21 protein-coding genes are annotated in these 25,913 nt (G+C 73.9%); 15 read left to right on the top strand and 6 right to left on the bottom strand.

Annotated features, from left to right (window positions below; translation table 11 throughout):
- Positions 1–658: 658 nt before the first annotated feature.
- Positions 659–1,354 carry a hypothetical protein gene (locus NYF13_RS19740; protein WP_315658695.1) on the bottom strand — a complete coding sequence of 232 codons (696 nt, stop codon included), beginning with the start codon at positions 1,352–1,354 and terminating at the stop codon, positions 659–661.
- 1,467 nt (positions 1,355–2,821) lie between these two features.
- Between NYF13_RS19740 and NYF13_RS19735 the strand changes: the two genes are divergently transcribed.
- The 10 genes from NYF13_RS19735 (at position 2,822) to NYF13_RS19690 (ending at position 14,890) form a co-directional block, all read left to right on the top strand.
- Positions 2,822–4,252 (top strand): DUF4157 domain-containing protein, encoded by a 1,431-nt coding sequence (locus NYF13_RS19735; protein ID WP_315658694.1) that lies wholly within the window; start codon positions 2,822–2,824, stop codon positions 4,250–4,252.
- A gap of 9 nt (positions 4,253–4,261) precedes the next feature.
- Positions 4,262–4,732 (top strand): phage tail protein, encoded by a 471-nt coding sequence (locus NYF13_RS19730; protein ID WP_315658693.1) that lies wholly within the window; start codon positions 4,262–4,264, stop codon positions 4,730–4,732.
- Positions 4,733–4,754: 22 nt separating this feature from the next.
- Complete coding sequence (locus NYF13_RS19725; protein ID WP_315658692.1) at positions 4,755–5,252, top strand: phage tail protein; 498 nt, start codon at positions 4,755–4,757, stop codon at positions 5,250–5,252.
- Positions 5,249–6,184, top strand: coding sequence for a LysM peptidoglycan-binding domain-containing protein (locus tag NYF13_RS19720; protein WP_315658691.1), 936 nt, complete (start codon positions 5,249–5,251; stop codon positions 6,182–6,184). The genes NYF13_RS19725 and NYF13_RS19720 overlap by 4 nt, the downstream gene beginning before the upstream one ends.
- Complete coding sequence (locus NYF13_RS19715) at positions 6,181–8,520, top strand: phage baseplate assembly protein V (protein ID WP_315658690.1); 2,340 nt, start codon at positions 6,181–6,183, stop codon at positions 8,518–8,520. The genes NYF13_RS19720 and NYF13_RS19715 overlap by 4 nt, the downstream gene beginning before the upstream one ends.
- Before the next feature lie 13 nt (positions 8,521–8,533).
- Positions 8,534–8,938, top strand: coding sequence for a GPW/gp25 family protein (locus NYF13_RS19710; protein ID WP_315658689.1), 405 nt, complete (start codon positions 8,534–8,536; stop codon positions 8,936–8,938).
- Positions 8,938–10,890 carry a putative baseplate assembly protein gene (locus NYF13_RS19705; RefSeq protein WP_315658688.1) on the top strand — a complete coding sequence of 651 codons (1,953 nt, stop codon included), beginning with the start codon at positions 8,938–8,940 and terminating at the stop codon, positions 10,888–10,890. The genes NYF13_RS19710 and NYF13_RS19705 overlap by 1 nt, the downstream gene beginning before the upstream one ends.
- Positions 10,887–11,432 carry a phage tail protein gene (locus tag NYF13_RS19700; protein WP_315658687.1) on the top strand — a complete coding sequence of 182 codons (546 nt, stop codon included), beginning with the start codon at positions 10,887–10,889 and terminating at the stop codon, positions 11,430–11,432. The genes NYF13_RS19705 and NYF13_RS19700 overlap by 4 nt, the downstream gene beginning before the upstream one ends.
- A gap of 1,121 nt (positions 11,433–12,553) precedes the next feature.
- Entirely contained in the window at positions 12,554–13,453 is a 900-nt protein-coding gene (locus tag NYF13_RS19695) for an NADase-type glycan-binding domain-containing protein (protein ID WP_315658685.1), read from the top strand.
- A 177-nt stretch (positions 13,454–13,630) separates the two neighbouring features.
- The gene (locus NYF13_RS19690; RefSeq protein WP_315658683.1) at positions 13,631–14,890 is read left to right on the top strand and encodes a hypothetical protein; all 1,260 of its coding nucleotides are present in this window, start codon (positions 13,631–13,633) and stop codon (positions 14,888–14,890) included.
- A gap of 377 nt (positions 14,891–15,267) precedes the next feature.
- Here NYF13_RS19690 and NYF13_RS19685 read toward each other — a convergent pair whose 3' ends face one another.
- Positions 15,268–16,446, bottom strand: coding sequence for a YbfB/YjiJ family MFS transporter (locus NYF13_RS19685; RefSeq protein WP_315658682.1), 1,179 nt, complete (start codon positions 16,444–16,446; stop codon positions 15,268–15,270).
- 212 nt (positions 16,447–16,658) lie between these two features.
- Between NYF13_RS19685 and NYF13_RS19680 the strand changes: the two genes are divergently transcribed.
- Entirely contained in the window at positions 16,659–17,609 is a 951-nt protein-coding gene (locus NYF13_RS19680) for a LysR family transcriptional regulator (RefSeq protein WP_315658680.1), read from the top strand.
- 117 nt (positions 17,610–17,726) lie between these two features.
- Here the strand turns inward: NYF13_RS19680 and NYF13_RS19675 are convergent, their stop codons facing one another.
- Complete coding sequence (locus NYF13_RS19675; protein ID WP_315658678.1) at positions 17,727–18,653, bottom strand: NADP-dependent oxidoreductase; 927 nt, start codon at positions 18,651–18,653, stop codon at positions 17,727–17,729.
- Between the two features lie 74 nt (positions 18,654–18,727).
- Here NYF13_RS19675 and NYF13_RS19670 point away from each other — a divergent pair, with 74 nt between their 5' ends.
- Both NYF13_RS19670 and NYF13_RS19665 read left to right on the top strand, forming a co-directional pair.
- On the top strand, positions 18,728–19,108 hold the full coding sequence (locus NYF13_RS19670) for a helix-turn-helix domain-containing protein (protein WP_315658677.1): 381 nt from the start codon (positions 18,728–18,730) through the stop codon (positions 19,106–19,108).
- Between the two features lie 147 nt (positions 19,109–19,255).
- Positions 19,256–21,655 carry a cation-translocating P-type ATPase gene (locus tag NYF13_RS19665; RefSeq protein WP_315658676.1) on the top strand — a complete coding sequence of 800 codons (2,400 nt, stop codon included), beginning with the start codon at positions 19,256–19,258 and terminating at the stop codon, positions 21,653–21,655.
- Positions 21,656–21,774: 119 nt separating this feature from the next.
- Here the strand turns inward: NYF13_RS19665 and NYF13_RS19660 are convergent, their stop codons facing one another.
- Complete coding sequence (locus NYF13_RS19660; RefSeq protein WP_315658675.1) at positions 21,775–22,314, bottom strand: hypothetical protein; 540 nt, start codon at positions 22,312–22,314, stop codon at positions 21,775–21,777.
- Between the two features lie 349 nt (positions 22,315–22,663).
- Here NYF13_RS19660 and NYF13_RS19655 point away from each other — a divergent pair, with 349 nt between their 5' ends.
- Positions 22,664–23,161 carry a hypothetical protein gene (locus tag NYF13_RS19655; protein ID WP_315658674.1) on the top strand — a complete coding sequence of 166 codons (498 nt, stop codon included), beginning with the start codon at positions 22,664–22,666 and terminating at the stop codon, positions 23,159–23,161.
- Here the strand turns inward: NYF13_RS19655 and NYF13_RS19650 are convergent.
- Positions 23,145–23,969 (bottom strand): class I SAM-dependent methyltransferase, encoded by an 825-nt coding sequence (locus tag NYF13_RS19650; protein WP_315658673.1) that lies wholly within the window; start codon positions 23,967–23,969, stop codon positions 23,145–23,147. The genes NYF13_RS19655 and NYF13_RS19650 overlap by 17 nt on opposite strands.
- Positions 23,966–24,448: a transcriptional regulator gene (locus NYF13_RS19645; protein ID WP_315658671.1), complete on the bottom strand. Its 483-nt coding sequence runs from the start codon at positions 24,446–24,448 to the stop codon at positions 23,966–23,968. The genes NYF13_RS19650 and NYF13_RS19645 overlap by 4 nt, the downstream gene beginning before the upstream one ends.
- A gap of 415 nt (positions 24,449–24,863) precedes the next feature.
- On the opposite strand from NYF13_RS19645, the gene NYF13_RS19640 reads away from it, so the two are divergent.
- A complete protein-coding gene (locus NYF13_RS19640) occupies positions 24,864–25,904 on the top strand; it encodes an amidohydrolase family protein (protein WP_315658669.1) in 1,041 nt (346 codons plus the stop codon).
- Positions 25,905–25,913 lie beyond the last annotated feature (9 nt).

Genomic DNA, 25,913 nt, shown 5'->3' with positions numbered 1-25,913 from the left:
GGGGGGAATCGTCAGCGCGGTAGCGGTTCGGCACGATCTGGTCGACCTGGTGGCGGACACCGCGCCACCGGAGCCCGAGCCGGTGCCGACCCGGGCGATCCCGTCCAGGCCGGCGCGTCCCGGGTGGCCGCCGCTGACCGTGGCCGAGGTGACCGAACCCCGGGCGCCCGAGGTGCCCTGGCGGCCGTCGGACCTGGTCCACTTGGGCTACCAGGAGAAGGACCGGCAGCTCGCGAGGCAGTACGCCGAGGTGAACCGCGAGCCCCGCCCGGAGCCGTCTCATCGCCCCGCGCGGCGCCCGGCTCGTCCGGAACCGCTTCTGGACCCACCGGTCCACCGCCTCCCGCACCCCGCCCCACCGGAATCCCGCCCACGGCGCGCTTCCCTGGCGGAGAGCCGTCGTCTGGGCCTCGGGATCACGAAGCCGCAGCCGCAGACGCCGCCTGCTGCCGATGACAGTGGTGGGGATGGCGCGCGTCCGGCTGCGGAGTTCGCCGCCGCCGACCACAGCGGCGCCGCCGGACAGCCTGGCGCCGCCGGTCGCGACGAACCGAACGGGCGGCCCCAAACTGCCGCCCCCGGCGATGCGGCTGACCGACGCGAAGCCGCTGAGACCGGCGAGTCGGACCGGCCGTCCGAGATGACGGTTGTCAGCGAGTCAGCGGGGCACGTCAAGGCTGCGGGTGTCAGTGGGGTGGCTGAGGTTGCGGGTGGCGGGCCGCCGGGGAGTGTCAAGGTTGCGGATGTCGGAGATCCGAGCGGTGGACCCGAAGCCGCCGGCCGTGGCGAGCCGATCGGCCTGCCGGAGGTTGCCGGTGGGGGCGAGTCCGAGGTTGCCGATTTCGGTAGGTCCGGAGCTGCCGGTCTCGGCGAGCTGATCGGCCGGCTGGAGGTTGCTGGTGGGGGCGAGTCCGAGGTTGCCGATTTCGGTAGGTCCGGAGCTGCCGGTCTCGGCGAGCTGATCGGCGTGCTGGAGGTTGCTGGTGGGGGCGAGTCCGAGGTTGCCGATTCCGGCACGTCTGGAAATGCCGGTCTCGGTGACTCGGGGGATCGGCCCGGGGTTGCCGACTTCGGTGAGCCAGTCGACGAGCCCACGGTGACCGGCCCGGCCGAGCCGAGCGGCGAGCCCGAGGTCGCGGCCGCCGGTGCGCCGAAGGGCGAGGCCCCGGTGACCGATACTGGTGACCTTCCTGAGCTGGCTGCCGTCCCGGACGCCGGAAACGCGGGTGGGTCGTTCGGCGCGGCTGATCCGGGCAGCCCGGCCGGGCTGCCCGCCGCCACCGGTCCAGGCGAGCCGCCGGAGCACCGCCCGGACGGCCCGGCTGGTCCGTTTCGCCTGGTGACGGACTCGCAAACCCTCCGGGCTTCCGCACCCGTCGACGCGTCCCCGGCGGTCGTCGTTCCGGCGCCGCCGCGCCCTTTCCCGGCGAGCCAGACGACGCCGTCCTCACCCTCCGGCAAACCGGAAGCGGCGGGGGAGAACCGGGGGACCACTCGTGAGCCGTCGAACGGCCGGATGTCCGGTGATCCCGCCCGTGGCTCCGCCGAACCTGCCCCCGCCGGCGACTCCCCGGCGGGGACAGGTCACCCGCCGACCCGGCTCACCGGTGCAGCCCATCGTCCCGGCCCGCCCCAGCCGAAACCGGTCGACCCCCGGCCCGAACCGCCCCGCTTCCAGCCCATCCCCGCTGCGCCCACCACCGTCCACAGTGCTGCTCCGAGCGACGTTCCCGATCCAGCCCAGCCAGCCCATCCGGCCGCACCGAACGACGTCCCTGGTGCGGCGCGGTCCATCCACAACGCTGCACGGAGCGTCGTTCCCGATGTAGTCCGGCCGACCCACCAGGCGGTATCGAGTGGTGACCCTGGTGTGGCGCGGTCCGTGCGGAACGCTGTCCTTGGTGACGTTCCCGATGCAATCCGGCCGACCCATCTGGCCGCACCGAGTGACGACCCTGGTGCGGCGCGGTCCATCCACAACGCTGCCCCGGGTGACGTTCCCGATGCACTCCAGCCGACCCGCTGGGCGATATCGAGTGATGATTCTGGTGTGGCGCGGTCTATCCAGAACGCTTTCCCGGGTGACGTCCCCGATGTGATCCAGCCAGCCCATCCGGTCGCGCTGAGCGACGTTCCTGGTGTGGCCCAGCCCATCCACCACGCCGCACCGGAGGCTGCTTCCGCCGCGAGCCAACCCGCCCGCAGGGCCGCATCGGACGACGTTCTCCGTGCAGCCCAGGCCCTTCGCCGCACTGCGCCGAACTCGCCAGTCGCCGCATCGCCGTCCTCGGCTGGGGGGCCGGGTGGGCCGCGATCCCCGAGGCGGCCGGATCCGGACGGCCCGGCTCCGATGGCGGCAGAATCGGCTTCGCCCTCTGCCGGACCGCCCGGGCCCAGCGTCCTGACGACTGCCTCCGCCGGGCCGCCGGACCACCCGGTCCGTCGTCCCGATCCGGCGGTTCGGGAAACCGAGCCGACCCGCACCGGACCAGTTGTTCCGCTGCTCACCCCGGTTACCGCAGGTGAACCGGCATCCGGCGGCCGTCCGGCTGAGCCGATCGGTTCCGCCGCAGCACAAGAGCGGCCGGATGCCCCCCACCCGTCCGAGCCCGCGAATTCCCCCACCGCGCCACCGAATCCGCCCGTCGCCCAGCCTTCACTCCCACTGGACGCTGCCCTCAGTGCAGGACCGGCCCAGCCGACCGGCTCGTCCGCGACCGGTGTCGCTCCCGTGCCTGGGCCGACACCGCCCGCTAAGAACGAAAGCCGCGTCCACACCGCTCGTCCGGCCACACCGACTCCGCCGGCCGCCCGCCCGAGCGTGTCCGGCTTCCCGGGCACCGTCCCGCCGCAGCAGTTCACCCCGGCCGTGACGCCTCTGACCAGGCGGCCGACCTCGTCGCGCCGCTCCGGCCCGCCCGTGGTGGCCCGCCCGACCGGACCGTCGCGGCTCGTCCCCTCCGCTCGGCCCCAGCTCGCCGCCGGGGCCACCGCGATGCTGCGCCGGGCCACCGAGGCGATCGTGGACACCGTCGTCCCCGCTCCGCTCATCGCGCCGATGAAACGCGCACTGGGCATCGACCTGTCCGACGTCCGCGTCCGCCGGGGCGGGGAGGTCTCGCTCGCCGCCCGCTACCTCGGGGCCCGCGCCTACACCGCCGCGGAAGTCGTGCACCTGCCCGACAGCGCCGGGCCCCTGGAGTCCGGGGACGCCGCCCCCCTGCTCGCCCACGAGCTGACGCACGCCGCGCAGCAGCGGAGGTTCGGCGCGGCGCTCCCCGGTCCCGAAACGGCGGCCGGACGGCGGCTGGAGGCCGAGGCGGTCATCGTGCAGGAGTGGGTGGCCGGGGGGACGATCGGTGAGCCGCCGGTGGTTCGCGGCCACGCGCCGGTGCAACTCGCGTGCCGAGACCACGAAGACCTGGGCCACGAAGACCTCGGCTACGGAGAACTTGACGACGAGCCCGAGGACGACTTCGACGAGGACGTCGACGAGAGCGACCTCGACAAGGCCCGCCGCCGCAAACGCCTGCGGCGCCAGGTCGAGCGGGACGAGAGCAGCGGCGAGGGCGGCTTCGAGACCGGTTGGGACGAGATCCCCGACCTCGCCGCCATGATCGAGCGCCGCCGCCGCAGCGGCCGTGAACCCGAGGGCTGGCACGAGGTCCCGGACGTCTCACCCCAGGGCATCCGCGCGCTGGCCGCCCGGACGCCGACGGAATTCGGCCGACGGCTTGGCGGTGAACCCCGGGGCCGCAACGGAACCCGCCCCGGCGGCACCGATCCGGGTGGCCGTTACTCCGGAGGCGATGATCCGGGCGAAAACGATCGAGCCGGCAGCGGTCCCGCCGGCAGTGGTCCCGGCGGCAGCGGTCCGGGTGGCAGCGGTCCCGGTGGTGACGATCCGGGCGGCAACCATTCCGGCGGCAACGGTCCCCATGGCCCTCATCCCAATGGCCCTGGTCCCGGCGGCCTAGACCCGCGCGGCTCGGACCCGCGCGGCTCGGACCCGCGCGGCCCAGACCCCGGCGGCCCGGACCCGCGCGAAGCCGACGGGGGACAGCCGGCCCCGTGCCTGGCCGAGATCCTCGGCGCGCTGGCCGACAGCCCGCCCCGCCGCTGGATGGACCTCGACGACCCGGACCACTTCGAGGAGCTTTCCAACCGGCTCTACAACACCCTGCTGCCCCGGCTGCGGTTCGACGTGCTCGTGGAGCGCGAGCGGTCCGGCACGCTGATGGACTTCCGCTGAGGAGGCGCAATGCGGTACACGGCAGCGAATTCCGTGGTGCTGTCCCAGGGCACGGCGCACCAGTTCGTGGTGCGCACCGGCTCGCGGGAGCTGGGCGCCTGGTCGGGCGCCTCGGACCTGGAGGTCAAGTGGGACCGGGCCGAGCACTGGGTCGGCGACTCCGACCGGTACTTCAAGTACGCCGGGGTGGCCAAGTACGAGCCGGTCAGGTTCACCCGCGCCGCCGACCCGGTCGGCACGAAAGCCGTGCAGGACTGGCTCAACGAGGTCCACTCGACCGGCGGGGTGCCCGAGGACGGCGCGCTGCAGGTCGTCGACGCCACCGGCGCCGTGGTGCTCGAGTGGACGATCCGCGAGATGTTCCCGATCAACTGGAAGATCTCCGGCTTCGACGCCGGCGGGGCCAAGGTCTACGCCGAAACGCTCACCGTCGTGCACTCCGGCCTGCTCAGCGCGGCCAACCAGGCCCACCCGGCCTGACCACCACCCCCAGGAGAATCCGATGCCCACTCCGGACGCGCCGCCCGCCCTCGGCATGGCCATGCGGTTCCAGGTCGACGCGGGCGACCTGGACCTCGGCCTCTGGTCCTCGTGCAAGGGGCTCGAGGCCAAGGCCAAGGTGCACAAGGCCTACAACCCCGGCAACTACTCCTACGAGCGGATCCTGTTCGCCGACATCAGCTACTCGACGGTGAAGCTGGAACGCGCGATGGAGCGGTCCGGGAGCGCGTCGGTGCGCCGATGGCTGGAGACCTGGTGGCGGCCGTGGGCCCAGCCGGGCACCAACCCGCTCGGCGGCGTGCTCGGCTTCGGGCCTTCGATGACCATCCGGCTGCTCGATTCGCAGTGGCAGGAGGTCTCGTCCTGGACGCTGCGCAACGCCTACCCGGCCGGCTGGTACGGGCCGTCGCTGTCGGCCGGCGACAGCAAGGTCGCGATCGAGCGGCTCGAAATCGACCACGAGGGCTTCCTCGACCTGGAAGGGCTACCGCTGCCATGAACGTTTCGATCGGGAACCAGAAGACCGTCAACGCCTCCGGCCTGAGCACGGCGCTGCAGGTGGGCCGGCAGCTGATCGGGCTGGGCATGGGGGACGTGCCGGCCTCGCTCTCGCCGGTGGTCACCTCCGCGGACAGTTACCACGGCGGCCTGCCGATCTCGTTCTCGCTCAACCCGAAATCGGTCTCCTTCACCAAGCGGAACAAGACCGAGAGCGACCGCGGGGTGATCGCGACGTCGTTCCAGGACGCGCTGAAGGCGACCAGCAACCGCCGGCTCAGCCTGGGCGAGGTGTCCATGACCGGCGCCGGCATCACCAGCGTGGTGATCTCCACCCTCGTCGACTGGGCCACCCCGTTCAAGCAGCCGATCTCGGCGGCGGCCGCGTCCCGGTACGGCAACGCGAACGCGCTCAGCGAGCTGATCAAGACCAGCGGCGCGAACGCCCTGAAGGACGGCTTCGGCGGCGGCGGGAGCAACAGCGTGCCGGCCCCCTCCTCCACCCACCGGTCCGGCGTGACCGCCCGGCCGGGCAAGCTGGTCTACTACCGGCTGCCGATCCTGCGGTTCATGTGGGGCCTCGGTGCCCCGCTGCACAACTGCCTGGTCAACCTGGAGGGCGTCACCGTCGACTACCAGCGGTTCGACTTCACCGGCACCCCGGTCTGGGCCAAGCTCAAACTCGAACTGGTCGAGTACTGCGAAGACCCGCCGTTCACCAACCCGACCTCGGGCGGGCGGCCGGGCCGCACCCGGCACGTGGTCACCGAGGGCGAGAACCTGATGCAGATCGCCCACCGGGCCTACGGCTCGCCCGGCGCGTGGCGGCTGGTCGCCGAGGCCAACGGGATCGACGACCCGCTGCGGGTCCGGCCGGGCCGGACGCTGGCGCTGCCCCCGGTGGACGAGGCCGGGGCGGAGGTGACCCGGTGACCGATCCCGGGGAGGGCATCGCCAACACCGAGCCCACGGGCAAGCCCGCCGTCGTGGTCGACGGGGTGCCGTTGCCCGACGGGCTGGCCTCCCGGCTGCTGCGGGTCGTGGTGGACAACGACCTGCACCTGCCCGGCATGTTCGAGCTGACCTTCCTGGACATGACCGGCCAGACCACCGCGGAGGCGGGCATCACCATCGGCTCGGCGATCACCATCGCCGGGGCCGGGGAGGACGGGGTGGCGAGGACGCTGATCGTCGGCGAGGCGACGGCGATCGAAGGGCAGATCGACGGCATCACCATCCGCACGGTGGTGCGCGGGTACACCGGCGCCCACCGGCTGCAGCGGGCGCGGCGCAGCCGCAGCTTCGTCAACGTCACCGACGCCGACGTGGCGCGGCAGGTGGCGGGCGAGGCCGGGCTGGAGCTCGGGCTGGTGGAGGCGACCAGCACCACCCACCCCTACCTGGCGCAGGTGAACCAGACCGACTGGGAGTTCCTCGACGGGCGGGCCCGGGAGATCGGGTTCGAGATGGGGGTGGCCGACGGGCTGTTCTTCTTCCGCCCCGCCACGCTCAGCCTGCTCGCGGCCGGTGGCCACCCGTCGGGCCTGCTGCGCAGCGCCGCCGCCGGACTGCTCGATCAAGCCCGGACGATCCCGGTCACCTTCCCGGACGAGCTGTTCGGCTTCCGCCCCCGCGTCTCCGGGGCCAACGTCACCCCGGACGTGGAGGTCCGCGTGTGGGACCCGATGACCCGGACCGCGCTGGCGCAGAACGCGGACACCCCGATCGACTCCGGTCCGTCGGCGCTGTCGATGGGCGGGCAGTTCACCGCCGGCGGCCCGCTGGCGCGGCTGCGCGGCGCGGCCGACGCCCTGGAGGGCACGTTCGCCTCGTTCAGCCCCACGGGGGTCTCCGCCGGGGCCGAAGCGGCCGAGGACGCGGTCACCGACACCCTGTCGCAGGCGACCGGCGGACTGGTGGGCTCACCGGTCGGCTTCCTCGGGCCGCCGCCGAGCCCCACCGCGCACGTGGTGGCCGACCGGCCGCTGGCCGACACCACCACGATGGCCACCACCGGCCCGATGGCCGCGGCCGCGGTGGCCACGGACTTCGGCAGCACCTACGCCGAGTGCGAGGGGGAGGTGAAGGGCAACGCGGCCATTCAGCCGAACTCGACCATCGACGTGCAGGGCGTGCAGGCGATCTTCTCCGGCACCTGGCAGGTTTCCCGGGCCCGGCACGTGTTCGACGACTCGGAGTTCGGCTACCGCGTGATCTTCTCCGCCCACGGGCGCCAGGACCGCACCGTGCTGGGCCTGACTTCGAAGGCCGGGCGCGGCTCGGCGCGGAACCCGGTGCTGGAGGGGGTGGTCTGCGGCGTGGTCAGCGACTGCGCGGACCCGCTCGGCAAGGGCCGCATGAAGGTCACCCTGCCGTGGCTCTCGCCGGCCTTCGAAACCGACTGGGCGCCGAACGTCCAGTTCTGCTCCGGTCCGCGCAGCGGTGCGATCTTCATGCCGGAGATCGGCGACGAGGTGCTGGTCGCGTTCGAGTTCGGGGACGTGCGGCGCGCCTACGTGCTCGGCGCGATGATGAACGACTTCACCGCGTGGAGCATCGCGCAGTCCGGGCCGATCTTCGCCGGCGGGCTCGGCGGGCTGGCCACCGGCGCGATCGGGCTGACCGCGGAGACCGTCGGCTCGGCGGTGGGCTCCGCGCTGCTGCCCATGGCGGGCCCGCTCGGCGGCATGCTCGGCGGCCAGGCCGGGCGCCAGGCCGGCCACGAGCTCGGCAACGAAGCGGTGGAGTCGGTGTCCGGCGCGACGCTGGTGCCCGGACTGGTCAGCGAGGTCCACCACCGCGGGTTCGTCTCCAGCACCGGGAACGCGCTGCTGTTCTACGACGTGCCGATGATCCCGCCGCTGCCCTCCGCGGCCGACGCCGGCGCGGTGGCCGGGCAGCCGGTCGACGCCGGGGGCGGCACCGCCTCGGCCGGGGTCCAGGCCGTGCCGCCAGGGGTCGGCGCGATCGCCTCGGCCGTCCGCGTGGGCTCGCAGGGCGGCGAGATCGGGCTGACCGTCGACCAGGTCAGCGGCGGGGTCGACCTCACCGCGAGCGCGGTGCCCGGGGTGACCACCATCCCGGTCCCGAACATCAACATCGTCGCGGAGAACGGCTTCGTGAACATCGGCGCCGGCGCCGGGGGCACCATGCTGATCGACGGCGGCGTCAACCTGATCATCAAGGCCACCGGGGCCATCACGCTGGACGCGCCGCTGATCAACCTGCTCGGCGTGCCCACCGTCAACGGCGTGCCGATCCCGCTCTGAGAGGGCGAAAAGGGTGAACGACGAAGACTTCATCGGCCGCGGCTGGTCCTTCCCGCTGGCCGTCACCGCGAACGGCACCATCGCCACCATGGGCGGGCCGCGCAAACTGGAGCAGGCCATGGCGATCGTCCTGTCCACCTACCCGGGGGAGCGGCCGTTCCGCCCCGAGTTCGGCTCCCGGCTGCGGGACTTCGTCTTCGAGTCCGCGACCCCCACCGTGTTCTCCGGGATCGAGGGCGAGGTGCGCCGGTCGCTGACCATCTGGGAACCGCGCGTGACGATCGGCGACGTGGTGGTCCGCCCGCACGGCGACCAGGACAACGTGCTGCTGATCGACATCAGCTACCGGGTCAAGGGCGAGAACGACCAGCGCAACCTGGTGCATCCCTTCTACACCATCCCGGATGAGGTGCAGTGATGGCGCTTCCCGCCCCCCGGCTGGACGACCGCCGGTTCCAGCAGTTCGTCGACGAGGCCAAGCGCCACCTCAAGCAGCGGTGTCCGGAGTGGACGGACCACAACGTGTCCGACCCGGGCGTGACGCTGATCGAGACCTTCGCGTTCATGACCGAGCAGCTGTGCTACCGGCTCAACCGGGTGCCCGACCGGCTCTACGTGAAGTTCCTCGAACTGCTGGGCCTGCGCATGCTGCCGCCGACGCCCGCGCAGGCGCCGATCACCTTCTGGCTGTCCACCCCGGCCCGCGCGCCGCTGGTCATCCGGGCCGGCACGAAGGTCTCGACCACCCGGACCGAGAGCGACGAGTCGATCGTCTTCTCCACCCTGGCCGACCTGCCGATCGGGCCGACCGCGATCGGCGCGGTGCGCCGCCGGACCGGCCGCGACGTCGCCAGCGACGACCGGACCCGCGCCTTCGAGTCGGGGGAGGAGTTCGCCGCGTTCGACGAGCCGCCGCAGCGGGACGACGCGCTGCTGCTCGGGCTGGTCGAGCCGGCGCCGAGCTGCGCGGTGCGGATCGACTTCCTGGGCGAGTGCGCCGGGGTCGGCGTCAACCCGCTGCACCCGCCGCTGGTGTGGGAGGCCTGGACCGGCGGCGGCTGGACCGGGTGCCCGGTGACCACGGACGAGACCGGCGGGCTCAACCGCTCGGGCCGGATCGTGATCCACGTGCCGGCCGGGCACGAGAGCAGCGTGATCGAGGACCAGCGGGCGGCCTGGGTGCGGGTCCGGGTGGTCGAGCCGCTGCCCGGGCAGCCGGCTTACAGCTCGTCGCCGGTGGTGCGCTCGCTCGCCGCGGCCACGGTCGGCGGCACGGCCGGGGCGCTGCACGGGGAGATCGTCGAGTTCGAGGAGCTGGGCGAGTCCGAAGGCGGGCCCGGGCAGCGGTTCCGCCTCGGCCGCTCGCCCGTGCTCGGCGGGGCGCACGCGCCCGCGCTGGAGGTCTCGGCGGACACGGGCTGGCAGGAGTGGACCCGGGTGGAGAACTTCGCCGCCAGCGGCCCCGAGGACCGGCACTTCGTGCTCGACTCGGTGGCGGGCGAGGTCGAGTTCGGGCCGGCCGTGCGGATGCCGGACCGGAGCCTGCGCCGGTACGGGGCCGCACCGCCGCGCGGATCGCTGATCCGGATGCGGCGCTACTACTGCGGCGGCGGCGTGCGCGGGAACGTGGCCCGGCTGGCCGTGGACACCCTGAAGGCCTCGATCCCGTTCGTCTCGGGCGTGGCCAACCTGCAGCCCTCCGCGGGCGGGGTGGACGGCGAGACGCTGGACGAGGCCAAGGCCCGGGGCCCGATCATGCTGCGCACCCGCAGCCGCGCGGTCACCGCCGAGGACTACGAGGCGATCGCGATGGAGGCCGCGCCCGAGGTCGCCCGCATCCACTGCTTCACCGCCGGCGAGGACGGCGTGCCCAGCGGCGCGGTCAAGGTGCTCGCGGTGCCGGCCGCGGCCCACCACCACGGGCAGTTGCTGTTCGCCGACCTGGTGCCCTCGGAGGGCACGCTGGAGCGGATCGCCGAACGGCTGGAGCAGGTCCGGCTGGTCGGCACCCGGGTGCAGGTCGAGCCGCCCCGCTACCGGGGGATCACGGTGGTGGCGCGGCTGATCGCGCGCACCCGGCTCGAACCGGAGGAGATCCGCACGCGGGCACTGGAAGCGCTCTACGGCTACCTGAACCCGCTCACCGGGGGAGCGGGCGGCGCGGGCTGGGAGTTCGGGCGGCGGGTGTCGCACGGGGAGATCTTCGCGCTGCTCCAGTCGGTGCAGGGGGTCGACGTGGTCGAAGACGTGCGGCTCTACGGAGCCAACCCGATCACCGGCGAGCGCGGGCGGGAGGTCACCCGGCTCCCGGTCGGCCCCGGCGGCCTGGTCTTCTCCTACGACCACCAGGTCCGGGTGGAGCGGTCGTGACCGCGCTCGAACGGCGGGAGCCACCGCTGCCTTCGCCGTACCCGCTGATCGGCTACCTGCCCGCGGTGTACGGCCAGAGCCCGGTCGCGGTCCGCTGGACCGAGGGGTTCGACGACGTGCTCGCGTCGCTGATCACCACGATCGACTGCGTGCACGCCTACCTCGACCCGCTGCTGGCGCCGGAGGAGTTCGTCCGCTGGCTGTCCACCTGGTTCGGCGTGCTGCTGGACGAGAGCTGGCCGCTGTCCGCGCAGCGCGCCGTGGTCGCCGAGGCGGTGGAGCTGTTCCGGATGCGCGGCACCCTGGCCGGCCTGCGCCGTCACCTGGCCGTGGTGGTCGACGGCGAGGTGGAGGTCACCGAGAGCGGCGGGACCTCCTGGTCGCTGCGGCCCCGGCCGGAGCCGGCGGCGGACCAGGAGCACTGGGTCCGGGTGGTGGTCCGCCCGCGTCACCCGCCCTCGCTGTCCGACGCCGCCGTCGCCGCGGTGATCCGCGCGGCCAAGCCGGTGCACGTCCGCCACACCCTGGAGGTGCTCCGGTGATCGTCTGCACCATGTGCGGCAACCAGAACGACGACAGCTCGGCGTTCTGCGGGGACTGCGGCAAGTTCCTGGAGTGGAACGGCGAGCGGGTCGCGCCGCCGCCCGAGGTGATCGTCGTGGTGGAGGAGCCCCCGCCGGCGGTGGAGGAACGGCTGACCTGGTGGCAGCGCGTGTGCCGCCGGGCCCGGTCGTGGCTGCCCGCCCGCACCTACGTGGAACCCCCCGAACCGGTCCCTGCGGCCACGGCGGTGGCGGCCTGGTCGGCCGGGACCGTCCCGGTTCCGGAACCGGAGGAAACCAGCGCGCGGCCCCCGGCTCCCGGCCGGGCCGTGCCACCGGTGGGCGCGGGCAAGGCGGTGCCGCCGGTTCCGCCCGGCCGGGCCGTGCCGCCGGTGGGATCCGGCAAAGCCGTGCCGCCGGTCAAACCCGCGCCACCCGGCGCGGGAAAAGCCGTTCCTCCGGCGCCACCGGGCAAAGCCGCTCCGTCTGCGGTTGCGGGACGGGCAGTTCCTCCGGCGCCGCCCGGTCAAGCTGCGCTTTCCTCTGGTAATGGCGCGGCGGTTCCTCCGGCGCCGCCGGGCAAAGCCGTGCCGTCTGTCGTTACGGCCCGGGCGTTTCCTCCGGCGCCGCCCGGTCAGGCCGCGCTTGCAGCCGGTGGTGGTGCGGCGGTTCCCCCATCGCCACCGGGCAAAGCCGCGACGTTTGCCGTTACGGGCCAGCCGGTTCCCCCGGCGTCGCCCGGTCAAGCTGCGTTTTCCTCTGGTGGTGGCGCGGCGGTTTCTCCGGCGCCGCCGGGCAAGGCCGCGACGTTTGCCGTTACGGGCCAGGCGGTTCCTCCGTCCCCGCTCGGTCAGGCCGCGTTTTCCTCCGGTGGTGGCGCGGCGATTCCCCCAGTGCCGCCGGGTGAAGCCTCGCTTTCGGCGGCCGTCGGAAGGGCGGCTGCCCCGGCGCCTCCCGGTGCTGCTCCACCCCCGCCGCCGGTTCGCCCGGTCCCAGCCCAAGCCCCACCAGCCCCGCCCGGTGCGCGGCCGCCGGCCCCTTCCACACCGGGGAGAACACCGCCGCCTCCACCCGGAAAGCCCGCCCCGGCCACCGAACCGGCGCCGCCGTCCCCCCGGGTGGTGGACCCGGACCTGGTCGCCTCGCTGGCCCAGCCCGTGGCCGGGTTCGCCGAGGCGCGGCCGGAGCAGCCGCCCGAGCTGGCTCCGGCCCCGGCGATCAAGAAGACCCGGGCGATCGTGCGGACCAAGCCCAGCCGCCGGCTGGAGCCGGGGGACCTGGTCTGCGCGCTCTGCGGCGAGGGCAACCCGCCGGCCCGTCACTTCTGCAGCCGCTGCGGCGAGTCGCTGGCCGATGCGGGGACGGTCCGCCTGGTCTGGTGGCGGCGGATGTTCCGCCGCCGTCCGAAGCGGCACCCGGCCGGGACCCGGCCGGGGCAGAGGGGCACGCGAGAGCACCGGAGGTGGCAGTGGAAGCACTCCCTGCGCCGGCTGCGGGCGGCGCTGCTGGCCCTCGGCGTGCTGATCGGGCTGCTGTACGCGTTCTACCCGCCGTTCCGGTCCACGGTGATCGACAACTCCGTGGCGCTCTACCGGAAGGTGGTGCCCACGCTGGACCCGGTCCGCCCGTCGGTGGTGCAGGCCGACTCGGCGCTGCCCGGCCACGGGCCCACCCTGCTCGTGGACACCTACCAGGACACCTACTGGGCGGGCTCGCTGTCCGGGCGGAAACCCAAGCTCACCATCCGGTTCAGCGACAGCTACCTGCTGCGCAGCATCATCCTCCACTCGGGCGCGAGCGACGCGTTCGCCCGGGACGGGCGGCCCTCGATCCTGCGGCTGACCTACAACACCGGCAAGAGCGAGAACATCCTGCCGGAGGACAGCCCGCGCCCGCAGACGCTCGACCTGAAGAACAGCACCCTGGTCACCTCGGTCACGGTGGAGGTCATCGACGTCTACAGCGGCACGGACCCGGACACGGTCGCCATGAGCGAGATGGAGTTCTTCGCCCTCAAGTGAAACACGGCGCGAAGCGGCGGCGGCCGACGCGTCGCCGCTTCGCGCTGCGCCCGGCCGGCTTGCCTTTCGGGGCAGCGGTGAGGGCACGGGTTCTGCCCGCGCGGCCAGCCGATCCCGGCCCGGGGGACTGGCTGGAGCCGTCCTGACCACCCGCCCCGCCCCGGGCACGCTGGACCCATGGCGGTGAGCGCGACTCTGCGGACGACCGAGATCCAGGTCGCTCCCGGTGCGGCCGCCCGGTGCCACGTGCTGGTCCGCAACACCTCGGCGGTGGTGGACCAGTTCGGGTTCGAGGTGCGCGGCGACGCGGGGGAGTGGACCCGGATCAAGCCCGAGCGCGCGAACCTCATGCCGCAGCAGGAAGTCGGCGTCGAGCTGACCTTCGTGCCCCCGCGCGCCCCGGACGTGCCGGCCGGCGAGCACCCGTTCGCGCTGGTGGTGTCTTCGCGGGAGGACCCGGCCGGTTCGGTGGTGCAGGAGGGCACGGTCACCGTCGGGCCGTTCACCGAGCACGAGGCCGACATCGTGCCGGTGACCTCGTCCGGGCGGCGGGCCGGGCGGCACACCCTGGCCGTGGACAACCTGGGCAACCACCCGCACGCGGTCACGGTCAGCGCGGCCGATCCGGACGCCAAGCTGACCTTCCGGGTGCGCCCGGCCCATCCGGTGCTGGAACCGGGAGACGCGCACTTCGTCCGCGTCGTCGCCCGGCCGGAGAAGTACTTCTGGAGGGGGAAGAACCGGCGGCTGCCGTTCGTGGTCCGGCTGCACCCGCCGGACGCGGAACCGATCGAGCTCCAGGCCGTGTTCGAGCAGTCCCCGCTGATCCCGCGCCGGCTCTTCTGGCTCTTCCCGCTGCTGTTCGCGCTGCTGCTGATCCTGGTGCTGATCGCGACCACCCTGCTGCGGCAACGGCCCGTCTCGGTCGCCGGCCCCTCGCCGACGGTCGCTTCGGCGGCCTCCGCCACTTCCGCGCCGCCTTCGACCACCACCAGTTCGAGTGCGCCCCCGTCCTCGAGCAGTTCGGCCACGCCCCCGCCGAGCTCCACCGCCGGGCCCGGCGACCAGGCCGCCGGCGCGGTCACCACCACTTCGGCCACGTTCACCATCGGCACCGAGGCCTACCCCAACGTCGGCGGCGGCCCGCAGCTGTTCTCCTACGTCGTGCCGCCCGGACCGGCCTACGCGATCACCTCGGTCGTGCTGCGCGACCCGGCCGCGGACACCGGACAGGTCGAGATCCGGCACGAGGACGCGGTGGTGGGCACGTTCACCCTGGCGCAGGTCGGCCAGGACAGCCACGGCCGCCTGACCTTCCGCCCGAAGGCGCCCCCCGTGATCCCGGCCGGTGAGCGCGTCACCCTGGCTGTGACCTGCACGAACACCCAGGATCCGTGCACGCCCAGCGGCATTTTCACCGCGACGCCGGTGCCGTGATCGGGCTCGCGGCCGCAGCTACCCGAGCCCACCCCGGCACCACCGGCGAACGAGGGCACGGTGAGCGATCGGCCCGACGGGTTGCCGGTGATCTCGCGGGGCCACCGGATTCACAACCCCGGGGTGCCCGGCCGCTTCCAGGATAGGCAGCGCCCGGCAGATCGAAGACAGCCTCGAGCGCGGCCAGGAGGCCAGGCCGACCGTGCCGCTGCTGTGGCCCCCGTTCCGCGACGTGCCCGCGGCCAAGACCCTCGGCGACCTCCAGCGGCTGACCGAAGAGATCCTGCCGAGGCCATTGCGACCGGTGACTCCCGTGGTCCCCACGGCGAAACGCTGCACCACGCCCACCCTTCGCCCGCGGACCGGGCGCCGATCCGCTACCGGGCGGGCGGGCGCGGAAAGCCGATCCGCAGCAGTCCGGCCGCGGCGGCCGCGGCGAGGACGATCAGCGCGCCGAGCACCAGCGCCTGCTGGTAGCCGTGGCGCAGCAGCGGTCCGGACACGAGCGGGCCGAGCACCTGGCCCAGGGAGTAGCCGGCGGTCAGCAGCGCCACCGAGCGCGGGAACCGCAGGTGGGCGTCGGTGGTCAGGGCCAGGGTGCCGACGCCCATGAAGGTCGCGCCGAACAGCGCCGCGCCCGCCAGCGCGGCCGCGGTCCCGCCGAGCAGGGCGGGCAGCGCGATCCCGGCCGCCTGGACCAGCAGCGCCGTCGTGAGCAGTCCCGGCCGGCTCCACCGGCGGCTCAGCCGGGACCACAGCACGGTCGACGGCGCGGCCGCGAGCCCGACCAGGATCCACGCGGCGCCCCCGAGACCGCCGGGAGAGCGCTGGCTGATCGCCGCGACCAGGAAGGTGCCGGCGATGATGTACCCCACGCCCTCCAGCGTGTAGCTGCCCAGCAGGGTGAAGAACCAGCGGTGGGTGCGGGGCGCCCGGGCCGGTGCCGCCGGATCGGGGCCCGGCGCCGGTTCCGGGCGCAACCGCCAGGCGGCGATCGCGAAGACGCCGCACAGCGCGGCGGTGGCCCACCAGGCCGTCCGCCAGTCCCCGGCCGAGCGGATCACCAGCACGCCCGCCCCGGACAGGGCGATGCCGAGGCCGACCCCGCCGAAGACCCACCCGGTCAGGTGCGGGGGCCGGTCCCGCAGGTGGCTCAGCGTCGAGTTGACCGCGAACACGAAGACCACCCCGCTGGCCACCCCGGCGAGCAGCCGCAGCCCGAACCAGGCCGGTACCGAGTCCGTGCCCGGCATCAGGGCCAGTGACCCGGTCAGCACCACGAGCGAACCGCGGTAGGCGTTCGCCGACCGGGTCAGCGCGGGGGCGAACATGCCGAGCAGCGCGCCGGCGAAGTAGCCGAGGTAGTTGGCCGTGGCCAGCGACGCCCCGGAGGCGGCGCTGAGCCCGGCCCGCGCGGTCATCAGCGGCAGGATCGGCGTGTAGACGAACCGGCCGACGCCCATGCTCGCGGCCAGCGCGGCGGCGCCCGGCCCGAGCAGTGCCCACGCGGCGCGGGCACTGCCGGGGCCGAGCGGAGTGGTGGTGCTGCTGCTCATCCGGATCCGTGCTCCCGTTCCCCCGGCTCGTCACGCGTTGGCCTGGAGCCCCGCGGCTGGTCCCCTTCAGCCAAGCCGTCCGCGAAACGTCGGTCCAGCACTTAGTTCCGAGGACTGTTAAGCCCCGCTTCCCACCGCTGGTCGCGCGGGGCCCGGTCCGGCGCGGTGTCGCGCGGGCAACACCGGCGGGACGGGGCCTAAGCTCGGCAGTCATGGAACTTCGGCAGCTGCGGTACTTCGTGGCGGTCGCGCGCGAACTCCACTTCGGCCGGGCGGCGGAGCGGTCGCACATTTCCGGCTCGGCGCTGTCGCAGCAGATCCAGGCGCTGGAGCGCGAACTCGGCGCCGAGTTGTTCACGCGTGACCGGCGCACCGTGCGGCTGACCGAGGCCGGTCGGGTGCTGCTCGAAGACGCCCGGCAGATCCTGGCGCTGGCCGAGGGCGCGGCGCACCGGGTCCGCGACCGCGCGGCGGAGACGACGCCGCTGCGGCTGGGTTACGTGAGCTGGCTGCCGGACGAGGTCGAGGCGCTCGCCGGGCCCGCGGCCGGGCTGCGCCCGGACGGCTGGGTCCTGCCCTCGCACACCCAGGCCGACCGGGTCGCGGACGGCAGCCTCGACCTCGCGCTGGCCTGGGTGACCCGGAGCCACGCCGAGGCCCGCGGGCTGGCGGCGCACCTGCTGCGGGTGCAGCCGCTGGCCGCGCTGGCTCCCGCGAGCACCCCCGCGGGGCCCGTTCCGGCGGCGGGGCTGTCGGTGCTGGTCGACCTCGACGAGCACGCGTGGTCCTCGTGGAACCGCTTCGCCGAGGAGTTCGCCGGGCACACCGGGGCCGCGGTGGTGCGGATCGAAGACGGCGGCATCGTGGGGGAGGCGTTCCACAACCACGTGCGCCGGCTGAACGCCCCGGTGCTCGCCTCGCCCAAGCGCCACCCCGCGCCCACCCCGCCGAGCCTGGCCCACCGCCCGGTCGCCGCGCCGGTTCCGTTGTGGACCTGGTCCCTGCTGCACCGCGCCGGCGACGATCGTGCATCCGTGCGTCACGCGGTCGATTCCCTGCTCGCCTTCGCCCGGGGCCGGGGCTGGACCGCGCCGCCCGCGCCGCGGTGGTGGGTGCCTTCCGACGATCCACATCGGACCGTCCTCACCGGACCCGGCGGCTGAACCCCGCCGCGGATACCGGGCGGCCCGCGCGGCGCACCGGCCCGAGTCCGTCCCGGACGCGGTGGAACCGCGGACTCGAGCGGTGGACCGGCCGCGGCTGCGCGAGAAGCAACGGCTTCAGACGGTGAGTACGAGCTTGCCCTGAAGGTGGCCGCCTTCCAGCCGCCGGTGCGCGTCGGCCACCCGCTCGAACGGGAACGCCTCCTGCACGTGGACCCGGAGCGCGCCTCGCTCGACCAGGCCGACGAGTGCGTGCAGACCGGACGGGTCGGGGTCGACCGCGATCCCGCTGAAGCGCAGGCCGGCCGCCTCGTACCGGGCCGCGAGCTCCGTGTCCTCGTCGGCGACCGCTGTGACCAGGTGCCCGCCCGGGCGCAGCACCCCGAGCGACCGCTCGGCCGTGTCTCCGCCGAGCGTGTCGAGCACGACGTCGACTTCGCGCACGGCCTCGGCGAAGTCGGTCTTCGCGTAGTCGATCACCTCGTCCGCGCCGAGCCCCTCGACGAACTCGCGCTTGCTTTCGCCGGCGGTGGTGATCACCTGGGCGCCGAGCGCCTTCGCGATCTGGATCGCGACGTGGCCGACCCCGCCGCCACCGCCGTGGACCAGCACGCGGTCGCCCTCGCCCACGCGCGCGAGGTCGACGAGACCTTGCCACGCGGTCAGCCCGACGATCGGCAGCGCCGCGGCCTCGGCGTGGGAAAGGGCCGCCGGTTTGCGGGCCAGGTGCAGGGCCGGGGCCGCCACGAACTCGGCGTAGGCGTTGGCCGCACGGGGGAACAGCGGCATCCCGAACACCTCGTCGCCGGGCCGCAGCCGGCCGGTCTGCGCCTGGTCGACCACTCCGCTGATGTCCCAGCCGAGCACGAACGGCGGCGGGCCGAGCAGGGGGAACTCGCCTTCGCGCAGCCGCGCCTCCAGCGGGTTGAGCCCGATCGCCTCGACCCGGACGAGGACTTCGGTCGGTCGCGGCCGGGGCTTCGGCGCTTCTTCGACGGTGAGCACTTCGGGGCCGCCGAGCTGGTGCTGGGTGATGATTCGCATGACGCTCCTGGTCTTTCGGGGGAACGTGGCCCAGGCTAGGTCCGCGACGGGTACCTCCGGGTACCTTGGGCGCCATGAGCGGTTTCGGTCCGGGTGATCCCTTCCTCGCCGACTGCCCGGCCCGGCTGGCCCTCGAGCTGATCGCCGACAAGTGGACGGCGGTCGCGCTCTACGGCCTCAGCCAGGGCCCGGTGCGCCACGGTGAGCTGGCCGGGCTGATCGGCGGCGTCTCCCGCAAGGTGCTCACGCAGACGCTCCGGCGGCTGGAGGCGCACGGGCTGGTCCGGCGCCACGCCTACGCCGAGGCGCCGCCCCGCGTCGAGTACGAGCTCACCCCGCTCGGTGCGACGCTGATCGAGCCGATCCACGTGCTGACCGAGTGGGCGCGGGCGAACGGCGAAGCGGTCCTCGACGCCCTCGACGCGAGTTCCGGCCCGGCCGCCCAGCCCGGTTGATGCTCCACAGTCGACACACCCCAGCCGACGCACCACAGTGGAGCGGACCAGCCGCGGCCGGTGACTGTCCTATCTCGACACGCGGGGCGGCCCCGGGGACCCGGTTGAACCGGCGGGTCCGTCCGGTCCGTGCGTAGAGTCGGGCCCATGCCAGAGGACGAACGCCCGAGGGCCGGGGAGGCCGAGCGAGGTCTGAGTGCCGCCGAGGTGGCGGAGCGGGTGGCCGATGGGCGGACCAACGACGTGCCCTCCCGGGTCAGCCGCAGCGGCTGGGAGATCGTCCGGGCGAACCTGTTCACCCGGATCAACGCGATCTTCGGGGTGCTCGCGGTGATCATCTTCTCCACCGGCTACCTGCTCGACGGGCTGTTCGCCGGGCTGATCGTGGCCAACAGCGTGGTCGGGATCGTGCAGGAGCTGCGGGCGAAGCGGACGCTGGACCGGCTGTCGATCGTGGGGCAGGTGCGCCCGACGGTGCGGCGGGACGGCACGAGCCGCGAGGTGGCGCCCGGGGAGGTGGTCGTCGACGACGTGGTCGAGGTCGGCGCGGGGGACCAGATCGTGGTGGACGGCGCCGTGCTGGCGGCCGAAGCCCTGGAAGTCGACGAATCGCTGCTCACCGGCGAGTCGGATCCGGTGGTGAAGCACCCGGGCGATGAGGTCAGGTCGGGCAGCTTCGTGGTGGCGGGCAGCGGGGCGTACCGGGCGACGAAGGTGGGCCGGGACGCCTACGCGGTGCGGCTGGCCGAGGAGGCCGGGCGGTTCACCCTGGTCGACTCCGAGCTGCGCGGCGGGATCGACAAGATCCTGAAGGTCGTCACCTACGTGCTGGTGCCGGCCGGTGCGCTGTCGATCTACAACCAGCTCTCCGGTTCGCAGGCCCTGCCCGACGCGCTGCGCGGCATGGTGGCCGCGCTGGTCCCGATGGTGCCGGAGGGGCTGATCCTGCTGACCTCGGTCGCGTTCGCGGTCGGCGTGGTGCGGCTGGGCCGGCGGCAGTGCCTGGTCAACGAACTGCCCGCGATCGAGGGACTGGCGCGCGTGGACGTGGTGTGCGCCGACAAGACCGGCACGCTCACGGAGAACGTGATGCGGCTGGCGCAGGTGCGGCGCTGGGGGGAGCCGGAGGTCGCGCCCGAGGTGGTGCTGGCCGCGCTGGCCGCCGCCGACCCCCGGCCGAACGCGAGCCTGCTGGCGATCGCGGAGGCGGTCCCGCCCGCCCCGGGCTGGGCGGTCACCTCGGTGACGCCGTTCTCCTCGGCGCTCAAGTGGAGCGGCGCGAGCTTCGGCGAGCACGGCGACTGGGTGCTCGGCGCGCCGGACGTGCTGCTCGACGGGGAAGCGGAATCGGCGGAACGGGCGGAGGCGGAGCGGCTCGGTGCGCAGGGTTTGCGGGTGCTGCTGCTCGGGCGCGGCGGGCGGCCGGTGGACGCGCCGGGGGCGCCGGGCGCGGTGACTCCGGCGGCGCTGGTCGTGCTGGAGCAGAAGATCCGCGACGACGCGCGCGAGACGCTGGACTACTTCGCCGGGCAAGGGGTCGCGGTCAAGGTGATCTCCGGTGACAACGCCGTTTCCGTCGGCGCGGTCGCCCGCACGCTGGACCTGCCGGGGGCCGACGCTCCGGTGGACGCCCGCACCCTGTCCGAAGACCCGGAGCGGCTGGCCGGGGAGCTGGCGGGGGCCACGGTGTTCGGCCGGGTCACCCCGGCCCAGAAACGGGCCATGGTCGCGGCCCTGCAGTCGCGCGGGCACACCGTGGCGATGACCGGGGACGGCGTCAACGACGTGCTCGCGCTCAAGGACGCGGACGTCGGCGTGGCGATGGGGGCGGGGAGCCCGGCCACCCGTTCGGTGGCGCAGATCGTGTTGCTGGACAACGCTTTCGCCACCCTGCCGTACGTGGTGGGCGAGGGCCGTCGGGTGATCGGCAACATCGAGCGGGTGGCCAGCCTGTTCCTGACCAAGACGGTCTACTCGGTGCTGCTGGCGCTGATCGTGGGCGTGCCGGGGCTGATCGGCCTGGCCGCGGTGCCGTACCCGTTCCTGCCCCGGCACGTGACGATCGTCGGCTGGTTCACCATCGGCCTGCCCGCGTTCGTGCTGTCGCTGGCGCCCAACAACGACCGGGCCCGCGGCGGTTTCGTGGGCCGGGTGCTGCGCACGGCGGTGCCGGCCGGGATCGTGATCGCCGCCGCCTCCTTCACCTCCTACCTGCTGGTGCACTCCGGCAGCGGCACGAGCCCGGCCGAGCAGGTCCGGGCGAGCACGACCGCGCTGATCACCGTGATGGTGCTCGCGCTGTGGGTGCTGGGCGTCGTGGCCCGGCCCTACACCTGGTGGAAAGCCGGTCTGGTCGCGGCGATGGTGCTGGTCTCCGCGCTGATGTTCGTGGTCCCGCCGAGCCGGCGGGTGTTCCTGCTGGACCCGGGCAACGGCCGGTACACGCTGATCGCCCTGGCCTGCGCCGCGGCGGGCGTGGTGCTGATCGAGCTGTTCCGCTGGTTCGACCGGCGGCGCGTGGCCGCGGCGCCGGCGGGAGCGGTCTGACCCCGGCGAAGCACCGACCCGGACACCCGCCCGGCATCGCCCTCCCGCCTGCTCGGCTCCGCGCGAGTAATCGATTATCAGCACGGTGTCGGAGGGCCGGGGCCACGGTCACCGGGCGGTCAGGGTTCTTCGTGCAGGCGCAGGATGGCGCGGCGCAGCCGGACCGGTTCGTACAGCGTCCAGGCGAGGGAGAGGACGAGGAACCCGGCCGCGATGAGGGTGAGGGGATAGCCGGTGAGGCCGGAGAGCAGGCTGCCCGTGAGGCCGAGACCGAGGCCGGCACCGAGGATGACGATCGTGCTCGTGCGCGGCCGGCGGTGCTGCGCGAGCCGGTAGACCGCGACCCTGGTGGCGGCCTGACGCAGCCGGGGGTCCTCCGGGACCCGTCCGGAGAGGCTGGCCCGGGCGGCCTGGCGAAACTGGGGCCGGGACAGGTCGGCCCCGGCGACTTCCCACAGCAGGCGTTCCTGGCGGGGGACCGCGAACCCGGCGGCCACGCCGAACCCGGTGCCCGCGAACGCCCCGATGAGGGCCGACACCCACCACGGGCCTTCGGGATAGGCAGTCGTGGCCGAGACCAGCGCCAGGACCGCGCCGAAGAACACCCCCGCGGCGACACCGATGAGCTGGGCGCGCCGTCTTCCCCCCGGACTGGCCATCGGACCATCGTGGCCCACTCCGGCCGGGCCCGCCGGATGAGCAAGAGGGCCCCCGGGATTCCGGCTCGGCCGGTTCGGATCCGGTTCGACGGAATCCGCCGGGGATTCGGCCGCGCGGTGCGGATTCAGGCCCGGTGACGGCAGGGTCCGGTCGACTTCCCGGGGCCGGCGCGGAAACGCGGCAGCAGGGCCCGGACCCGCGGGCGGCGTCCGGTTGCGCCGAACAGGGTAATCCCGGTGATCGTCCCACCGCGGGCGCGGGCGGCGCCGAATGCCTGGTGTCGTCCGGCCCGCCGGTGTCCACTTCGGACTTCCCCCCGGAGGGACCGGCCCAGGTGAAAGGGTTTCGGTGGAACTCAACTCTCGTGTGGTGGCGGCCGAAGGCGTGGTCCACGGCTGGCTCGTGCGGCACAGCATCAGGCTGCTGCGGATCAGCCTGGGCGCGGTCTTCCTCGGGTTCGGCTTCCTCAAGTACTTCCCCGGGGTCAGCCCGGCGCAGGACCTGACGGTGACCACGACCCGGCTGCTCACCTTCGGCCTGATCCCGGACCACCTGGGCCTGGTCCTGGTCGCCACGCTGGAGTGCGTGATCGGCCTGGTGCTGATCGCCGGACGGGGCCTGCGCGGGATCGTCTACCTGCTCACGCTGGAACTGGCCGGCATCCTCTCCCCGGTGGTGCTGCTGCCGGGGCGGCTGTTCAGCGGCCCGTACCACGCGCCGACGCTGGAGGGCCAGTACGTGCTCAAGGACGTGATCCTGGTGGCCGCGGCCATGGTGGTCGCCACCGGGTTCCGCGGCGCCCGGATTTCGCTGCCCGAACCGGGCCCGGTCAGCGATCGCGGCTGAAGCTGTAGCGCATCAACCGCACCGCGTCGCGCACGGGCGGGACGCGGGCCAGGTTCCGGACGAGCGCGCGGCCCGCCGCGCTCGCCTGGTGCCGGCCGATCAGCTCGACGGCGGACTCCTGGTCGACCGGCCGCAGCGGCGGGTGCCGCTCGGCGAAGGCGTGCGGCGTAGGCATCGTCCAGCGGAACCCGGTGCCGGCGCGGCGCATGGACGGCTGCCACCCGGAGACGGCCTTCACCCAGGGGGCGACCCCGTCGAAGACCAGCCAGCCGCTCGTGAAGTGCCGCAGCGCGCGGTCGACGAGCCGGTCCACCTCGTCGGCCGCGAGGTACATGAGCAGGCCCTCGGCCAGGACGAGGGTGGGCCGGCCGGCCGGGACCTGGTCCCACCAGCCCGGTTCGGTGACCGAGGAGCCGAGGGTGCGCACGCCTTCGATCGGTCCGTACAGCCGTTCCCGCAGCGCGATGACGTCCGGGTAGTCGACGTCGATCCACTGCGACCGGGCCGGTCGCGTGATCCTCAGCGGACGGCTGTCGAGGCCGCAGGCCAGGTGCAGCACGAGGCCGTCGGGATGGCCGGCGAAGAACTCCCGGGTCCAGGTGTCGAACCGGCGGGCCCGGGTGGCGATCAGGGGCGCGTTGCCGCGGAGGCTCCCGAGCCCGGCGAAGTCGTAGTCGATCCGGTCGAGGATGGCCTGGGCGTGCCGGTCGCCCAGGATCGGTGTCGCGCGCCGGTTGTCGAGGGCGCGCAGGTACAGCGTCATCAGGAGGGTTTCCTTCTCCTGAGTCAGCCGGACGCGTTCGCTCATCGCCGTTCCTCCGGTTCCCGCTGTTCCTCCGGTTGCCGCAGCAGCGACCCGACCCAGTGGTAGACCTCCTGCGCGGCGCGCAGCCGGGAGGCGCGGCCGGTGTCCGGCCCGACGAGGCCGAGACCCTGGTCGAGCACGTCCTGGAAGGCGCTCATCCCCTCGATGCGCTGCCGCACCGCGGTTTCCCACGCCTGGTCGTCGAGCCGGTAGTAGGCGGTCCGGTCCCCGGCCCGGGTGTAGCGGCGGACCAGCCCGGTGGCGGTCAGGTACCGGATGTTGGCCGTCATCGAGGCCCGGCTCGCCGTGATCCCGGCGGCGATGTCGGCGGCGGACTGCTCGGCCGGCTCGCAGATCATCAGCCACCCCAGGATCCGCCCGGTGATCGGCGGCAGCCCCTCCTGCCGGGCGAAGAAGGCCGAGACCCGCTCCACCCAGGCCGCTTCGGCGTCTTCGGCCACGGCCCGGCTCCCTTCATCCATTACAGCAATGACTGTAACAGATGAAGTGAAGAACGATGGCCCACCGGTCTCGTGGGTCCGAAACCGGATCGGCCGGGCTCCGGCGGCGTGCCGGGTGCGCCCTCGCGCCCGAACGGCGGCGGGTGAGGACTACGGCTGCCCGTCGGTCGCCACCCGCCACTGCTCCGCACCACCGGGGTGGCTCGGGCCGCGTGACCGCCGCGCGGGCACGGCACGACCCCCAAGGCGCGCCGTACCCGCTGAGGCGGGGCCCGAACACCTCGCGAGTGGTACCGACAGGTCTATCCGGGGCCGATGACAGCTCGATGACAGCGGCCGGCCGGTGGGCCGGAACGGCGCCGGACCACGGCTTCCTTCGGGTAGGGTCCGGTCATTCGGCAAGTGCGCATGGCAGCGGGACGCGAGGTGGTCGGCGGTGGTTTTCGGAGTCCGGGGCACGACCCTGCCCGACCGTGAGGCCCGCAGCTTCGTGGTCGAGGACGGCCGGCTGCGCGAGGGGCACTGCGCCGAACTGCTCGCCGACGGCGGCTGGATCCTGCCCGGACTGGTCGACATGCACACCCACCCGGGCTCGGACGGTCCGTCGGACCCGTTCGACGACGGGAAGCTGCGCCGCCACCTCGAACAGCACCGCGACGCCGGGGTGCTGCTGGTGCGGGTGCCGGGTTCCACCGTCCGGATCCCGGACTGGGCCCCGTCCGACCCGGCCCTGCCGCGGATCCACTCGGCCGGGCGCTGGCTGGCCCCGCCCGGCTGCTTCTACCCGGGCTACGGCCGGGAGATCACCGAGGACGAGCTGGCCGACGCCGCGGTCGAGGAGGCCAAGGCGGCCGGGGGCTGGTGCAAGATCATCGGCGACTGGGAGCCCGGGGAGGCCTCGGTCCCGCTCGAGGTGCTGACCGCGGCCGTGGCGGCGGTGCACGACATCGGCGCCCGCGTGGCGGTGCACTGCCAGACCGCGGAGGGCGGCCGCAACGCCGTGTTGGCCGGCGCCGACAGCATCGAGCACGGCATGCACTTCGACCTGGCCCTGCTGGACCGGATGGCGGCCCAGGGCACGGCGCTCGTCCCCACTTTCACCACCTTCGCCGACATCGCCGCCCGGGCCCGTGAAGGGGAGCCGAGCCCGCTGCGCGACTGGCTGCTCGCGGGCTGGGCGGGCCTGCCGGGCGTCGTCCGCGCGGCCCACGAGGCGGGCGTGACCGTGCTCGCCGGGACCGACTGCGCGCCCTACGGCAACATCGCCACGGAGGTCGGCTGGCTGGTGCGGGCCGGGCTGCCACCGGAGGTCGCGGTCGGCGCCGCGTCCTGGACCGCGCGCGAGTGGCTGGGCGAGCCGGGGCTGGCCGACGGCGCGCCGGCCGATTTCGTGGTCTACGCCGAAGACCCCACGGTGTCCCCGGCCGTCCTGGCCGATCCGCAGCACATCGTCCTGGGTGGACAGGTGGTGCGCTGATCATCCGGC

This window comes from Amycolatopsis sp. PS_44_ISF1 (genome assembly GCF_032335455.1).
Lineage (GTDB): Bacteria > Actinomycetota > Actinomycetes > Mycobacteriales > Pseudonocardiaceae > Amycolatopsis.
This window is presented reverse-complemented; position numbering and strand designations above follow the sequence as displayed.

Bases quoted from the DNA above. Each gene is read 5' to 3' on its own strand.
- NYF13_RS19725 (WP_315658692.1), top strand. From the start codon at position 4,755: ATGCCCACTCCGGACGCGCCGCCCGCCCTCGGCATGGCCATGCGGTTC.
- NYF13_RS19690 (WP_315658683.1), top strand. From the start codon at position 13,631: ATGGCGGTGAGCGCGACTCTGCGGACGACCGAGATCCAGGTCGCTCCC.
- NYF13_RS19730 (WP_315658693.1), top strand. From the start codon at position 4,262: ATGCGGTACACGGCAGCGAATTCCGTGGTGCTGTCCCAGGGCACGGCG.
- NYF13_RS19650 (WP_315658673.1), bottom strand. From the start codon at position 23,969: ATGAGCGAACGCGTCCGGCTGACTCAGGAGAAGGAAACCCTCCTGATG.
- NYF13_RS19705 (WP_315658688.1), top strand. From the start codon at position 8,938: ATGGCGCTTCCCGCCCCCCGGCTGGACGACCGCCGGTTCCAGCAGTTC.
- NYF13_RS19660 (WP_315658675.1), bottom strand. From the start codon at position 22,314: ATGGCCAGTCCGGGGGGAAGACGGCGCGCCCAGCTCATCGGTGTCGCC.
- NYF13_RS19670 (WP_315658677.1), top strand. From the start codon at position 18,728: ATGAGCGGTTTCGGTCCGGGTGATCCCTTCCTCGCCGACTGCCCGGCC.
- NYF13_RS19720 (WP_315658691.1), top strand. From the start codon at position 5,249: ATGAACGTTTCGATCGGGAACCAGAAGACCGTCAACGCCTCCGGCCTG.
- NYF13_RS19665 (WP_315658676.1), top strand. From the start codon at position 19,256: ATGCCAGAGGACGAACGCCCGAGGGCCGGGGAGGCCGAGCGAGGTCTG.
- NYF13_RS19645 (WP_315658671.1), bottom strand. From the start codon at position 24,448: ATGGATGAAGGGAGCCGGGCCGTGGCCGAAGACGCCGAAGCGGCCTGG.
- NYF13_RS19685 (WP_315658682.1), bottom strand. From the start codon at position 16,446: ATGAGCAGCAGCACCACCACTCCGCTCGGCCCCGGCAGTGCCCGCGCC.
- NYF13_RS19680 (WP_315658680.1), top strand. From the start codon at position 16,659: ATGGAACTTCGGCAGCTGCGGTACTTCGTGGCGGTCGCGCGCGAACTC.
- NYF13_RS19675 (WP_315658678.1), bottom strand. From the start codon at position 18,653: ATGCGAATCATCACCCAGCACCAGCTCGGCGGCCCCGAAGTGCTCACC.